Source organism: Hornefia butyriciproducens, from assembly GCF_009695915.1.
Taxonomy (GTDB): Bacteria; Bacillota; Clostridia; order Peptostreptococcales; family Anaerovoracaceae; genus Aminicella; species Aminicella butyriciproducens.
Map to the genome: position 1 here is coordinate 263,541 of NZ_VUMZ01000002.1, position 13,999 is coordinate 277,539.

Here is a 13,999-nt window from a genome sequence, read left to right on the forward strand (position 1 = left end):
GACATTCAGATGTATGAAATCTATTGAAAATGGTGATCTGATATGTGGAATAAACGCAATAAAACGGATAATGCCGAGCGATCCGCCACTGCGGAGATCGGTGCCGAGGCCGGACAGAAGGAGTCCCGGGGGCGGACATATCTGAACCGCTTCAGCAAGGTCTGGTCGGTACTGTACATCCTGATGCTGGCGGGCTTTGTCGGAATGATTCTTCGTCTGGATATGCTGCCGGCGAATCTTTTGTACAAGGTTCTGACGGTGCTGGGCGCACTGAGCCTTCTGATCTTCCCTATGCTGTACTTTAAAAACATACACAGGAGCAGGAAGATCGTTGCCATTGTTTTGTCGGTGGTGCTGATGGGCGGATACGCCTACGGCATGGTGAATCTCAACGACACCTCCAGCTTTTTCAGAGAAGTCACCGATGTCGGTAATCAGACAGAGGACTTCTATCTTATCGTGAAGAAAAGCAGTTCCTATGAGAAACTGAAGGATCTGGACGGAAAGACTGCAGGAACATACTTTACGACGGAAAGCAATTATTCCAGTGCAAAAAGCAAACTGGCGGGAAACATCAACATTACCTACAAGATTATCAAGACGCTGTCCAAGCTAGACGACGGGCTGCTCAAGGGCGACTACGAATCAGTCTTTGTCAGCGCGGCACAGTACAAAACCATGTGCGAGAAGGTCAGCAACTTCAAGTCGAAGACCCGGATAATCTACACGATCCGTATCGACGTTTCGCAGAAGGATCTGTCAAAGAAGGTAGACGTCACGCAGAACTCCTTCAATATCTACGTCAGCGGTCTGGATACCAGCGGCAACATCCGGGAGATGTCCCGCTCCGACGTCAACATGATTGTTACAGTGAATCCCAAGACGCACGTGGTGCTGCTGACTTCGATTCCCCGGGATTATGAAATTCAGCTTCCGTCCTACAACAACGCAACGGACAAGCTGACGCACACGGGCATCTACGGCATTCAGGAAACTATAGGCGCGGTGGAAAAACTGACGGGCATTGATATGAACTATTATGTCAAGGTGAATTACAGCACGGTCCGCAGGTTTGTGGACGCCATCGGCGGCATCGACGTCTATTCGGATTACGACTTCACGACGCACGGCATGGCGGTTCAGTATACCTTCAGGAAAGGGAAAAACCATCTGGACGGAAAGAAGGCGCTTGCCTTTGCCAGAGAGCGGAAATCCTTTGAGGACGGTGATGTGCAGCGGAACCGGGATCAGGCGAAGGTCATGTCGGCGATCATCAGTAAATGCACATCGAGCACGACGATTCTCGCCCGGTATTCTACGATTCTGAACTCCTGCAAGCAGTATATGGAGATCAACATGGAGGCCGCCCAGATCAAGCAGCTTGTGAAGATGCAGGTCAACGGCGGCTACAAATGGAAAATCAGAAAGCAGAATGTAGAAGGGAACAGTGTATTGGAAACATGTTATTCCTCCGGCGATTATCAGGTCTACGTCATGAAGCCCGATGATGACGATGTGACCAACGCCACGGACAAAATCATCGGCGTCATGGATGGGACTGTCCGGTAATGGCGGGAAATGTTCGGTAACGGCTGTAATCCACACCGGCGGAGCCGGCGGCGTGCACCACACTGCCGGGCCGGGAATTATCCCGTAACGGCTGCAGTCTGCGGCGCCACAATACACAATAACGAAATTTCCCGAAGCGAGTACCGCATCAGAATGAAAACTGGTGCGGTACTTTTTACGGCTGCCTGTCCTCGATCGGTTCTGGTGCTGTGCTCATTATTCCTATAAAATTGCAGGAAAGTAGTTTATCGGTTGAATTTGTGATGATTATGTGATATAATTTGTTACGTGATATTGTGTTGGCTGGTATTAAACAGCAGGTGTTTAGATGTGTGTGTCGCTTTTTCTGCGATATTTGTGAAATTCCATCTTGTATAATGCAGAGAAAATCCCTCAGTGAGCCGGGGGCTTTCTGTCATAGCCTGTTATCTGTATCGGCTGGCGATAGTTATGATGACTACTTAATTATAGGAGGGTGGTTATGAAGAAGTATGTTTCAAGGAGAGTTGCGACTCAGGTAGCGACTGTCCTGTTGGCGATTGCGGTGATGTTCGCATTTGGAAATCTTTCATCATTTGCAGCCACGACAGGTAGTTCGTCCCCGGACAAGTCCATCCAGAAAATGGAAAAGGGGGGGTACAGTCTCTGCTGAAGAATCCCTCTCGAAGGCAATAACCGATAAAACCGCAGCGGATGCGGCGCTGACGAAGGCAAAGGAAGAACAGGCTGCAGCAGACGCGGCGCTTGCAAAAGCAAAGGAAGAGCAGGCTGCAGCGGATGCGGCGCTGACGAAGGCAAAGGAAGAGCAGACTGCGGCAGATGAAGCGCTGACGAAGGCAAAGGAAGAGCAGACTGCGGCAGATGAAGCGCTGACAAAAGCGAACGAAGAAAAAACTGCGGCGGATGAAGGGCTCACAAAAGCAAATGCAAATGTAGAAAAGGCCAAAACCGATGCGAAAACGGCTCAGGAAGAGTATGAGAACGCATTGGGGGCGTTAAAGAAAGCTCGCGAAGATCGCGACTCGAAAGAGGCAGCGGCAAAAGCAGCAGAACTGAAGAGAAACCAGATCCAGGACAGGGTTGAAAACTTTGGTGAAACAAAGAAACAGGCAAGTGCGGATCTGGAAGCAGCAAAAGCTAAGACTGCAGAAGCAGAAAAAGCATATAAAAAAGCTGAAACTGAATTAAAGACCGCAGAGAATGGCTTGGAGGAAAATAAGGCCGCGCTGAAGAAGATAGAAGATGCAAAGGCGGCGATGGATGCGGCTAAGGCGGATAGCGAAAAAGCGGATAACGAGTATCGCGAATATGCCAGCAAGATTGATGATGATGGATATTTGACTGAGGAAGAACGCGCAAAGTTAACAGAGGAACAATTAAAGCATCTTGACGACTTGTATGCTGCAGCAGAGGAAAAGGGAAAAGCCTTTGAAGAGGCGGAGCAGCACTATAGGGAGGTAAAAGATCTTTACGGAACTGCCGACGAAATGAAGGCCACGATTTCTGCGGTGGAGAAGCAGGTAAAAGAGGCTAAGGTCGAACTCGAAAAGGCAAAGAAAGCGGTAGAGGATGCTAAGGCTGTCCAGGAAGAGAAACAGAAGGCGTATGATGACTTGACGCTGGAGAATCTTCAGAAAGAACTGGACGCGGCAGTAAAGGCTGAAAATGAAGCCAATGACAGTTTCGAGAAAGCGGCAGAGAGTGTTTTCGACACTAAGGATGCTGTACAGAAAGCTGATGAGCACCATGACAATATGGTAGCAAACATCGAAACTGCTGAGAAAAAAGCAGACGCTGCCAAAAAAGCGGCAGAAGCAGCTGCAAAGACAGTAGAAGAAAAGAAGGCTGTCTCTGACAAGGCAGCGGAAGCTGTTAAGGCAAAGGAAACGGATGCTGCAACGGCTGCAAAGGCAGTAGAAGAAAAGAAGGCTGTCTCTGACAAGGCGGCGGAAACTGTTAAAGCAAAGGAAACAGATGCTGCAACAGCTGCAAAGACAGTAGAAGAGAAGAAGGCTGCTGCTGATGAGGCGGCTAAGGTCGTTGAGGCAAAGAAAGCTGAAGTGGCGGCTGCTAAGGCCAAGGCAAAGAAGTACACGCCTGCCAAGGTGAAAATCACGAAAGCCAAGAAAAAGGGCAAAAAGATTACTGTCACCTGGAAAAAGGCTAAGAAGGCCAAGAAGTATAAGGTTGCGTACAGATATGTCAAGAAGGGCAGCAAGAAATACAGCGGTTGGAAATACAAGACAACATCCAAGAAGTCTGTCAAAATCAAAATCGCTAAGAAGAGCAAGAAGTACCAGATTAAGGTAAGAGGTATGAATGGCTCATACATGGGAAAATATTCCAAGACCAAGACGGTTAAAGTCAGGAAATAGTTTCCATTAAATAAAGACGGCTCACACGGCTGCCGCGGTAGACGATAATGCGTTTACTGTGGCAGCCTTTTGTTACTGCGTACATGGTAAGCGTTTACCGACTATTGGCGGGATTTGCGAGAAAATGCAGAATTGAATTGAAATTAATTCCGAAATATGCTATACTGACGCCGTGAATGTAACGACTGTCATCTTTTATTATTATCTGGCGGGTCGGGAATCCGGCTTGCCTGAGTTTATGGGAGGGAACAGATGAAAATCAAAAGCAAATCTTTTGCTCTGCTTCTTTCGCTGGCAATGTTCTTCGCATACATGCCGGCGTTTGCTTTTGCGGACGACACTGCGCCCGCAGAAGGCAACGGAGGCGGAACGGCTGTCGCGCAGATCGGCGACGTGAAGTATGCGACTCTGCCGGAAGCAGTCGCCGCGGCGAAGGACGGGGATACCGTCACTCTGCTGAAAGACGCAGAAGGCAACGGCGTCGCAATCATGGCGAAGGATGCGAAGAAACTGACCTTTGACTTCGGCGGACATACTTACACCTTTAATGGAACAGGCGTAGGAAGCCCGGGATATGAAACTCAGGCCATGCACTTCGAAAAGGGTTCGACCATTACCCTGAAGAACGGAACGCTGAAGGTTGAGCGCTTTAATATGGGAATCCAGAACTACGCCAATCTGACGCTGCAGGACTTCAACGTGGATGCGTCCATGAATGATAAATGCACCTACGCGCTGAGCTGCAACAACGGCGATATTAAGATTCTGGGCAGCTCAAGCATCAAGGCGGCGGAAGGGAAGAACGCCTTCGATGTCTGCGTGACCACGAACTATCCTGACGGTGCACGGGTTACCGTGGACACCACCGGCGAGATCGTCGGAAATGTGCAGTATGACGTATGGAAAGGAATCCCGGAGAATAACAAGACCGGGCTGACTATCAAGAACGGTAAATTCAACGGCAAATTCGATGTCGAAGAAGCACTGAAGGATGCCGCAAAAGAGAAATTCAGTATTTCAGGCGGAACATTCACAGATTCAGCTGCAGAAAATTACGTGTCAGAAGGTTTCTTCCTGACAAAGAATGAGAACGGAACCTACGGGGTTCTGGACGATGCAGATGCAGTCGCCGCAGTAGGAACAAAGAAATTCGCTTCGTTGGCGGAGGCAGTCGCAGCGGCGAAGGACGGGGATACTGTCACTCTGCTGAAGGACGCTGAGGGCAGCGGCGTCGCAATCATGGCGAAGGATGCGAAGAAACTGACCTTTGACTTCGGCGGACATACTTACACCTTTAATGGAACAGGCGTAGGAAGCCCAGGATATGAAACTCAGGCCATGCATTTCGAAAAGGGTTCGACCATTATCCTGAAGAACGGAACGCTGAAGGTTGCCAGCTTTAATATGGGAATCCAGAACTATGCGGATCTGACCCTGCAGGACTTCAACGTGGATGCGTCCATGAACGACAAGTGCCTTTATGCATTGAGCTGTAACAACGGCGATATTAAGATTCTGGGAAGCTCAAGTCTCAAGGCGGCGGAAGGACAGAATGCTTTCGACGTCTGCGTGACTACGCACTTCCCAGATGGCGCACGGGTCACCGTGGACACCACCGGCGAGATCGTCGGAAATGTTCAGTATGACATATGGGGAGGAATCCCGGAGAACAATAAGACCGGACTGACCATCAAGAACGGTAAATTCAGCGGTAAATTCGATGTCGAAGAAGCACTGAAGGACGCCGCAAAAGAGAAATTCAGCATTTCAGGCGGCTCATTCTCAGAAGAGATCCCGGAGGAATATCTTGCGGACGGCTTCTCCTGCATCGCAAGCGCGGATGGAACCTACGGAGCCCTTACATCCGGAGATGCGGTCAAGACGCTGAAGGAAGAAAAAGCCAAGGCTGAGGCGGATGCGAAAGCCGCTCAGGAGGCGCTGACAAAATCAAATGCTGATCTGAAGGCTGCTCAGGATGAACTTGCGAAGGCGAAGACAGAAACAGCAGACGCAAAGGCAGAAACCGAACAGGCGAAGAAAGACCTTGCAGAGGCACAGAAGGCTAAGCAGGAGGCAGAGGCCAGAGCAGATGCTGCGAAGAAGGAACTTGATGAGGCGAAGAAGGCGACCGCTGCAAATGAAGAGCGGATCCGCCAGCTGGAAGCGGAGCTTGCCGCTGAGAAGGCAAAGAACGCAGCGAAGCCCGCAGCTCCGGCGAAGAGCTCGATCAGCAAGCTGACTGCCGGCAAGAAGAAAATCACAGCAAAGTGGAAGAAGGTAACCGGAATCAAGGGATACCAGCTGCAGTACAGCACTTCGAAGAGCTTCAGCAAGAAGTCGACGAAGAGCAAAACCATTAAGTCGTACAAGACCACGAAGATGACGATTTCCAAGCTTAAGGCGAAGAAATACTATTATGTACGCGTCCGTACGTATAAGACGGTAGACGGCAAAACGGTATACTCCGGCTGGTCCGCATCCAAGAAAGCAAAAACCAAATAATACCATCTTACATTTTACAGAGAGCGCCGCGCCTGAAAACGCGGCGCTCTCGCAATGAAACGCAGGGCGTCTCGATTCGCAACGGGTTTGTGCACTGATTCGGAACGTGTGCATTGATTCGGAACAGGGGTTGACATTGACAGTGCTTTGTTGTACACTTATTAAGCGACTTTATGTGAAAAAATATTACAGAGCTGAGAATGCAGCTCTGATTTTGGGTTAGAAAACGGAGGACTAACATGAGAGTGAAGGTAACGTTGGCCTGCACAGAGTGCAAGCAGAGAAACTACAATACGATGAAGAACAAGAAGAACGATCCGGATCGTATTGAGCTGAAGAAATACTGCCCGTTCTGCAGAAAATCTACTGTCCACAAAGAGACGAAGTAAGGAGCGTCTGCGATGTCGAACAAGAAACCGAAGGTGAAGAAGGCCGTAACGACGGAAAGCGTAAAGGCTGACCGCGCGCGGCGAGCCGCACAGGCCGCCAATCAGAGGAAAGACAAGGATAAGATCACCAGCCGCGAGTACTGGAAGGGTGTCAAAACGGAGATGAGCAAGGTCGTCTGGCCGACGAGGAAAGAGCTGGGCGCGTTCACCGTGGTGGTCATCTGCACCTGCGCCGTGTTTGCGCTGGGCTTCTGGGCAGTCGATTCCGGCTTCCTGGCGATTCTGAAGGCGATCCTGGGCGTTACCTTGAGCTAAGGATAGAAGGGTACAATAATGTCAGATTCTGAAAACAAAAGCACCACGAATATCTTTTCGCCTCTGGAGGGCGAGGGGATCCGGGGTGACGGCCAGGCCAAGTGGTATGTGGTGCATACCTACTCCGGGCATGAGAATAAAGTAAAAGTCAATATTGAAAAGATGGTCGAGAACCGGGGAATGCAGGATTTGATTCTGGACATCGTCGTACCTACCGAAGACAGAGTAGAAGTCAAGGATGGACAGAGAAAAATCAAGACGAGGAAAATGTTTCCCGGATACGTCATCATCAAGATGGTCGTAACCAATGAATCCTGGTATCTCGTCAGAAATACACAGGGCGTGACAGGTTTTGTGGGACACGGCTCCGAGCCGATTCCCCTTACGCCGGAGGAAGTCGCGCGCATGGGTATTGAAAAAGTCAATATCGACCTGGATGTCAATACCGGCGATACAGTACGTGTGATCAGCGGACCCTTTGAGAGTCTGATGGGTGAGGTCCTGGAGGTTAATCCGGACAAGCAGGTGCTGACCGTCAAGGTGTCGATGTTCGGTCGGGACACCCCGGTTGAACTGGAGTTCAGCCAGGTGGATAAATTAAATTAGAGGAAAGGAGGAGTCAGAATGGCAAAGAAGGTCGAAGGCTATATTAAACTTCAGATTCCCGCGGGCGGAGCTACTCCGGCACCACCGGTAGGACCTGCGCTTGGTCAGCACGGAGTCAACATCATGGACTTCTGCAAGCAGTTCAATGCGAAGACACAGGATCAGCCGGGCATGATCATTCCGGTCGTCATCACGGTTTATGCGGACAGATCGTTCTCATTTATCACAAAGACACCGCCGGCAGCTGTTTTGTTAAAGAAAGCGGCAGGCCTGGACAAAGCGTCCGGAGAGCCGAACAAGACAAAGGTAGCAACCCTGTCGAATGCGCAGATTGAAGAGATCGCGAAGATCAAGATGCCGGATCTCAATGCGGGAAGCCTGGAAGCGGCGGCGTCGATGATCCGCGGCACTGCGAGAAGCATGGGCATCGTAGTAGAAGATTAGTGTTTTGTGGGAGAAGAGGCGCCTGACAGCAGGGCGGAGCTTCGCATGTACCACGAGGAGGTTTTAAATGGCTAAAAAAGGAAAGAATTACAAGGCCTCACTTGAGAAGTTTGACAAAGCGAAACTTCACGAGGTTGACGAGGCAATGAAACTCGTCACGGAGACTTCTAAAGCGAAGTTTGACGAGACGATTGAAGCTCACATCAGACTGGGCGTAGATGGAAGACATGCGGATCAGCAGGTTCGCGGCGCGATCGTTCTGCCGAACGGAACCGGAAAAGACGTCCGGGTTCTGGTATTCGCCAAGGGTCCGAAGGCTGAAGAGGCTGAGGCGGCCGGTGCGGATTACGTCGGTGCGGAAGAACTGGCGCAGAAGATCCAGAACGAGAACTGGTTCGATTTCGATGTCGTCGTCGCGACCCCGGATATGATGGGAGTCGTAGGAAGACTCGGAAGAGTGCTGGGACCGAAAGGCCTGATGCCGAACCCCAAGTCCGGCACGGTAACGATGGATCTGACGAAGGCTCTGGCAGAGATCAAAGCCGGTAAAGTCGAGTATCGTCTTGACAAGCAGAACATCGTGCACACGGTCATCGGGAAAGCATCCTTTGGTCCGGAAAAGCTGGAGGAGAACTTCAGAGTTCTCATCGACGCCATCATCAAGGCGAAGCCGTCCGCAGCCAAAGGTCAGTACCTGAAGAGCGTTGTCATCACGTCCACAATGGGCCCCGGAATCAAAGTGAATCCGGCAGTTCTCGGACAGTAAGACAGAAAACTGAATTTGAAATTAACACCGTAGACAGCGGGGGCCTGGGGCTTAATCATCCCGCCGAGGTACAATATAAAGAATATTGACCTTGTCTCGTGTCTGCGAGGCAGGGTTTGCTTTTTATAGAGTACCGGACCATCCGTGAATCAGGAGCCGGAGGGCACTGATTCCAGAAAGGAGAAATAATGTCTGAAGAAGCCAAAAAGCAGAAACAGATCATCATCGATGAAATCAGAGAAAAGCTGGATGGCGCACAGTCAGCAGTCATCATCGACTACATGGGAACGACTGTCGCAGAAGCCGACGCCATGAGAAAAATGATGCGCGAAGCGGATGTGGATTACACCGTTTACAAAAATACCCTGATGAAGAGAGCCGTGGAAGGCACAGATTTTGAAAAGCTGGCTGAGGTGATGCAGGGACCGAGCGCGATCGCGATCAGCAAGACGGACGCTACGGCGCCCGCGCGGATCCTGAAGAAGGCCATCGACGATTTCAAGAAGATGGAATTCAAGGCCGGCGTTGTAGAAGGAGCCTTCTATGACAAAGAAGGCATCGAACAGATCGCGAGCATTCCGTCCAGGGAAGAGCTCATTGCCAAGTTCATGGGCAGCATCCAGTCACCGGTCGGCAAATTTGTCAGAACGCTGGCAGCTATCGCAGATGCGAAGCCGGCAGAGGCAGATGCTGAATAATCGACATCGCATACAAAACGCATGTTAAATATGAATGTAAAGGAGAAAAATAATGGATAAGGATCAGATCATTGAAGCGATAAAGAACATGTCAGTTCTCGAGCTGAACGAACTCGTTAAAGCGTGTGAAGAAGAATTCGGCGTTTCCGCTGCGGCTCCGGTCGCGGTTGCAGGTGCGGCAGCAGGCGGCGCTGCGGAAGAGCAGACGGAATTCACCGTTGCTCTGACGGAAGTCGGCGGAGAGAAGATCAAGGTCATCAAGGCTGTCAGAGAGATCACCGGCCTGGGTCTGAAGGAAGCGAAGGCTCTGGTAGACGGAGCTCCGGCGAATGTCAAGGAAGGAATCGAGAAGGCAGAGGCCGACGAGATCAAGGCGAAGCTGGAAGAAGTCGGCGCTACTGTCGAGGTAAAATAAGAGATTTTTCTTCCGCGGTACCGCCGCGGAAAAATCCGGATAGTATGCAGGAGACGCCGCGCGCAGCATCATTCCCGATGCCCGTGCGGCGTCTTTTTCGCATTCCGGAACAAATAAAATTTCCGACATTTTTCTGCTATTTTTTGTTATACTATTGACCGTTTGACGAAAGTGCAGTATAATATTAGACTGCCATGCGAATGTAATGAAGTAGGAAATAAGGAGTGATAGGAATGCCAAAACCAATCCAAGTTGGTAGAAAAGAACGTATGTCTTTCGGTAAAATCAATGAGGTAGGCAAGATGCCGAACCTGATTGATATCCAGACGAGTTCTTACGACTGGTTCATCAGGGAAGGTCTCCGGGAAGTCTTTGAGGATATCTCACCGATTAAGGACTATGCCGGCAACCTGAGCCTGGAGTTCATCGATTATTCTCTGAACGATCCTCCGAAGTATGAGCAGGAGGAGTGCAAGGAGAGAGACGTGACGTACGCAGCTCCACTTAAGGTCAAGGTACGTCTGGTTAATCGCGAAACCGGTGAGGTCAAGGAGCAGGAAGTGTTCATGGGCGATTTCCCGCTGATGACTGAAAAGGGTACGTTCATCTACAACGGCGCCGAACGGGTCATCGTTACGCAGCTGGTACGTTCCCCGGGACCGTATTACTCGGTGGAAACGGACAAGTCCGGAACGAAGCTGTATTCGTCCCAGCTTATCCCGAACCGCGGAGCCTGGATCGAGTACGAGACGGATTCGAATGAGGTCATCTCAGTCCGTGTCGACCGTACCAGAAAACAGCCGATGACCACACTTCTGCGTGCGCTTGGAATGGGCAGCAACGAGGAAATTCTCGATACATTCGGTGCAGATCCGAGGCTGATGAAGACTCTGGAAAAGGACACGACCACCGATTACGAGAGCGGACTCAAAGAAATCTACAAGAAACTGAGACCTGGCGAACCGCCTACCGTGGACAGCGCCAAGTCACTTTTGAATTCTTTGTTCTATGACCCCAAGAGATATGATCTTTCTCATGTAGGGAGATATAAATACAACAAGAAGCTGGGCCTGTCCAACCGTCTTGTTGACGTTGTCGCGTCAATGGATGTCATCAGCGACACCGGTGAGATCCTCGCAGAAAAGGGACAGAGAATTACCCGTGAGATGGGGAAAGCCATTGAAAACGCGGGAGTTCTGTATGTGATGGCATATGCCCGGACTGACGAGACCAGCGAGACGAAGATCATCGGAAACCAGTTTGTCGACCTTTCGGCGCATGTGGACGTTGATGCGAAAGCACTGAAGCTGCCGGAGAAGGTCTATTATCCGGTTCTCAAGGAGATCCTGGAGCAGGGACTGTCCGGGAAGGAGCTGGAGAAGGAGCTGGTCAGACGGAAGGACGAACTTTCGCCGAAGCACATCATCATGCCGGACATCATTGCTTCCATCAGCTATATTCTGAACCTGAATTACGGAATCGGAAATGTGGATGACATTGACCATCTGGGCAACCGTCGTCTGAGAACGGTGGGAGAGCTGCTGCAGAATCAGTTCCGCATCGGTCTTGCCAGAATGGAGCGCGTGGTGAAGGAGCGCATGACCATTCAGGATATGGAGGTGTCAACGCCTCAGGCGCTGATGAACATCCGCCCGGTAACGGCAGCGATCAAGGAGTTCTTCGGAAGTTCCCAGCTGTCGCAGTTCATGGATCAGAACAATCCGCTGGCAGAACTGACCCACAAAAGAAGGCTTTCCGCGCTGGGACCCGGAGGTCTGTCCAGAGAGAGGGCAGGGTTCGAGGTCAGAGATATTCACCAGTCTCATTACGGCAGAATGTGCCCGATTGAGACGCCGGAAGGTCCGAACATTGGTCTGATCGGCTCACTCACAACGTATGGCATCATCAACGAGTACGGATTCATCGAGACGCCGTATCGTATTGTAGATAAAGAAAAAGGAATCGTAACTGACGAGATCCGCTATTTCGCGGCAGACGAGGAGGAACTTCTGATCATTGCGCAGGCCAACGAGCCGCTGGATGAGGAAGGTCACTTTGTCAACGAAAAGGTCGCGGCCAGGGGCATCGGCGGAGAAATTGCCATGTTCCCGCGGGAAGAGGCGGATCTGATGGACGTCTCTCCGAAGCAGGTTGTTTCCGTCGCCACGGCGATGATCCCGTTCCTGGAGAACGACGACGCGAACCGTGCGCTGATGGGATCCAACATGCAGCGGCAGGCGGTACCACTCCTCGTGACAGAGGCGCCTATCGTCGGTACCGGTATTGAATACAAAGCGGCCAGAGACTCCGGCGTTGTTATCCTGGCGAAAAGCGCAGGAACCGTCGAGTTCGTCGATGCGGACCATATCCGCGTACGGCGGGACGACGACAATGGCCTGGATGAATACAAGCTGCTGAAGTTCAAGAGATCCAACCAGGGAACCTGCATCAACCAGCGGCCTATCGTTTCCCACGGCGAGCATGTGGAAGAAGGCGAAGTCATAGCGGACGGTCCGTCCACCGATCTGGGCGAAATCGCCCTGGGCAAGAATCTACTGATCGGGTTCATGACCTGGGAAGGCTACAACTATGAGGACGCAATCATCCTGAACGAGAAACTGATCATGAATGATGTTCTGACGTCTCTTCACATCGTGGAATATGAGTCCGATGCCAGAGACACCAAACTGGGACCGGAGGAGATTACCCGCGATATTCCGAATGTCGGCGACGACGCGCTGAGAGACCTGGACGAAGAAGGGATTATCCGCGTCGGAGCGGAGGTAAGCTCCACTGATATTCTGGTCGGAAAGGTCACTCCGAAGGGAGAAAACGATCTGAGTGCAGAGGAACGCCTTCTGCGGGCGATTTTCGGCGAGAAGGCCAGAGAAGTGAGAGACACCTCTCTGCGAGTGCCTCACGGCGAACAGGGAATCGTCGTGGAGGTTCGTGTGTTCTCGAGAGAGAACGGCGATGAACTTCCGCCTGGTGTAACCAAACTGGTACGTTGCTATATTGCGACAAAGAGAAAGATCCAGGTCGGAGACAAGATGGCCGGACGCCACGGGAACAAGGGTGTTATCTCCCGGATTCTTCCGGAGGAGGATATGCCTTTCATGGAGAACGGACAGGCTCTGCAGGTCATGCTGAACCCTCTGGGCGTACCTTCCCGAATGAATGTCGGGCAGGTTTTGGAGGTTCACCTGGGACTGGCGGCCAAGAAAAAGGGCTGGTACATCTCCACACCTGTATTCGATGGCGCGACGGAAAAGGATATCCGGGAGCTCCTGGTGGACTGCGGATATTCTGAGACCGGAAAACTGATGCTCCGGGACGGACGTACCGGTGAATTCTTTGATAAACCTGTTACCGTCGGATACATGTACATGCTGAAGCTGCATCATCTGGTTGACGACAAGATCCACGCCAGAAGTACGGGACCGTACTCCCTCGTCACGCAGCAGCCTCTGGGCGGAAAGGCTCAGTTCGGCGGCCAGCGTTTTGGAGAGATGGAAGTCTGGGCGCTGGAGGCTTACGGCGCTGCGTACACGCTGCAGGAAATCCTGACGGTCAAGTCGGACGACATCGTCGGACGCGTCAAGACGTATGAAGCCATCGTCAAGGGCGAGAACATTCAGGAGCCGGGAATTCCGGAATCCTTCAAGGTGCTGATCAAGGAACTGCAGTCCCTGGCGCTGGATATCCGTGTGCTGTCGGAGGACGATCGGGAGATCGAGCTGAAGGAGATGTCGGATTACGAAGGAAACGATTCCATCGACGGAATTATGAATATGAAATCGGAGCTGGAAAGTGAGGACAAGCTGTTCGGAAGCGGATTCACGGAAGCTTCTTCTGATAATGAGAACGCTGCGCCGGAAATGCCTGCCGGCGATGACGAAATGTAGGAAAGGGGAGTAAGT

At 51.3% G+C, this 13,999-nt stretch carries 12 protein-coding genes and 1 other annotated feature; all 12 genes read left to right on the forward strand.

The genetic code is table 11. The features are described 5' to 3' along the window. Positions 1 to 42 precede the first annotated feature (42 nt). The 12 genes from FYJ64_RS03545 to rpoB all read left to right on the forward strand — a co-directional run bounded on the left by FYJ64_RS03545 (position 43) and on the right by rpoB (position 13,984). The gene (locus tag FYJ64_RS03545) at positions 43 to 1,569 is read left to right on the forward strand and encodes an LCP family protein (protein WP_154573868.1); all 1,527 of its coding nucleotides are present in this window, start codon (positions 43 to 45) and stop codon (positions 1,567 to 1,569) included. 481 nt (positions 1,570 to 2,050) lie between these two features. Next, entirely contained in the window at positions 2,051 to 2,221 is a 171-nt protein-coding gene (locus tag FYJ64_RS03550; RefSeq protein WP_154573869.1) for a hypothetical protein, read from the forward strand. Positions 2,222 to 2,555: 334 nt separating this feature from the next. Beyond that, positions 2,556 to 3,944 (forward strand): hypothetical protein, encoded by a 1,389-nt coding sequence (locus FYJ64_RS03555; protein ID WP_154573870.1) that lies wholly within the window; start codon positions 2,556 to 2,558, stop codon positions 3,942 to 3,944. 252 nt (positions 3,945 to 4,196) lie between these two features. Continuing rightward, on the forward strand, positions 4,197 to 6,446 hold the full coding sequence (locus FYJ64_RS03560; RefSeq protein WP_154573871.1) for a hypothetical protein: 2,250 nt from the start codon (positions 4,197 to 4,199) through the stop codon (positions 6,444 to 6,446). 239 nt (positions 6,447 to 6,685) lie between these two features. Further along, entirely contained in the window at positions 6,686 to 6,835 is a 150-nt protein-coding gene (gene rpmG, locus FYJ64_RS03565) for a 50S ribosomal protein L33 (RefSeq protein ID WP_075712794.1), read from the forward strand. A 12-nt stretch (positions 6,836 to 6,847) separates the two neighbouring features. Beyond that, positions 6,848 to 7,150, forward strand: a complete 303-nt coding sequence (gene secE / locus FYJ64_RS03570) for a preprotein translocase subunit SecE (protein WP_154573872.1) — start codon at positions 6,848 to 6,850, stop codon at positions 7,148 to 7,150. Between the two features lie 18 nt (positions 7,151 to 7,168). Next, positions 7,169 to 7,756 carry a transcription termination/antitermination protein NusG gene (gene nusG, locus FYJ64_RS03575; RefSeq protein ID WP_154573873.1) on the forward strand — a complete coding sequence of 196 codons (588 nt, stop codon included), beginning with the start codon at positions 7,169 to 7,171 and terminating at the stop codon, positions 7,754 to 7,756. Between the two features lie 18 nt (positions 7,757 to 7,774). Next, positions 7,775 to 8,200 carry a 50S ribosomal protein L11 gene (rplK, locus tag FYJ64_RS03580; protein WP_154573874.1) on the forward strand — a complete coding sequence of 142 codons (426 nt, stop codon included), beginning with the start codon at positions 7,775 to 7,777 and terminating at the stop codon, positions 8,198 to 8,200. A 67-nt stretch (positions 8,201 to 8,267) separates the two neighbouring features. After that, positions 8,268 to 8,966, forward strand: a complete 699-nt coding sequence (rplA, locus tag FYJ64_RS03585) for a 50S ribosomal protein L1 (RefSeq protein ID WP_075712792.1) — start codon at positions 8,268 to 8,270, stop codon at positions 8,964 to 8,966. 9 nt (positions 8,967 to 8,975) lie between these two features. Further along, positions 8,976 to 9,096, forward strand: a sequence feature (ribosomal protein L10 leader region). A gap of 58 nt (positions 9,097 to 9,154) precedes the next feature. After that, complete coding sequence (gene rplJ / locus FYJ64_RS03590) at positions 9,155 to 9,664, forward strand: 50S ribosomal protein L10 (protein ID WP_154573875.1); 510 nt, start codon at positions 9,155 to 9,157, stop codon at positions 9,662 to 9,664. A gap of 52 nt (positions 9,665 to 9,716) precedes the next feature. After that, positions 9,717 to 10,079, forward strand: a complete 363-nt coding sequence (gene rplL, locus FYJ64_RS03595) for a 50S ribosomal protein L7/L12 (protein ID WP_154573876.1) — start codon at positions 9,717 to 9,719, stop codon at positions 10,077 to 10,079. Between the two features lie 233 nt (positions 10,080 to 10,312). Further along, a complete protein-coding gene (rpoB, locus tag FYJ64_RS03600) occupies positions 10,313 to 13,984 on the forward strand; it encodes a DNA-directed RNA polymerase subunit beta (RefSeq protein ID WP_154573877.1) in 3,672 nt (1,223 codons plus the stop codon). The last annotated feature ends 15 nt before the right edge of the window (positions 13,985 to 13,999 follow it).

What these genes read in the sequence shown, in the direction of transcription:
- FYJ64_RS03545 (WP_154573868.1), top strand. Translation starts at nt 43, where the DNA reads ATGTGGAATAAACGCAATAAAACGGATAATGCCGAGCGATCCGCCACT.
- FYJ64_RS03550 (WP_154573869.1), top strand. Translation starts at nt 2,051, where the DNA reads ATGAAGAAGTATGTTTCAAGGAGAGTTGCGACTCAGGTAGCGACTGTC.
- FYJ64_RS03560 (WP_154573871.1), top strand. Translation starts at nt 4,197, where the DNA reads ATGAAAATCAAAAGCAAATCTTTTGCTCTGCTTCTTTCGCTGGCAATG.
- rpmG (WP_075712794.1), top strand. Translation starts at nt 6,686, where the DNA reads ATGAGAGTGAAGGTAACGTTGGCCTGCACAGAGTGCAAGCAGAGAAAC.
- secE (WP_154573872.1), top strand. Translation starts at nt 6,848, where the DNA reads ATGTCGAACAAGAAACCGAAGGTGAAGAAGGCCGTAACGACGGAAAGC.
- nusG (WP_154573873.1), top strand. Translation starts at nt 7,169, where the DNA reads ATGTCAGATTCTGAAAACAAAAGCACCACGAATATCTTTTCGCCTCTG.
- rplK (WP_154573874.1), top strand. Translation starts at nt 7,775, where the DNA reads ATGGCAAAGAAGGTCGAAGGCTATATTAAACTTCAGATTCCCGCGGGC.
- rplA (WP_075712792.1), top strand. Translation starts at nt 8,268, where the DNA reads ATGGCTAAAAAAGGAAAGAATTACAAGGCCTCACTTGAGAAGTTTGAC.
- rplJ (WP_154573875.1), top strand. Translation starts at nt 9,155, where the DNA reads ATGTCTGAAGAAGCCAAAAAGCAGAAACAGATCATCATCGATGAAATC.
- rplL (WP_154573876.1), top strand. Translation starts at nt 9,717, where the DNA reads ATGGATAAGGATCAGATCATTGAAGCGATAAAGAACATGTCAGTTCTC.
- rpoB (WP_154573877.1), top strand. Translation starts at nt 10,313, where the DNA reads ATGCCAAAACCAATCCAAGTTGGTAGAAAAGAACGTATGTCTTTCGGT.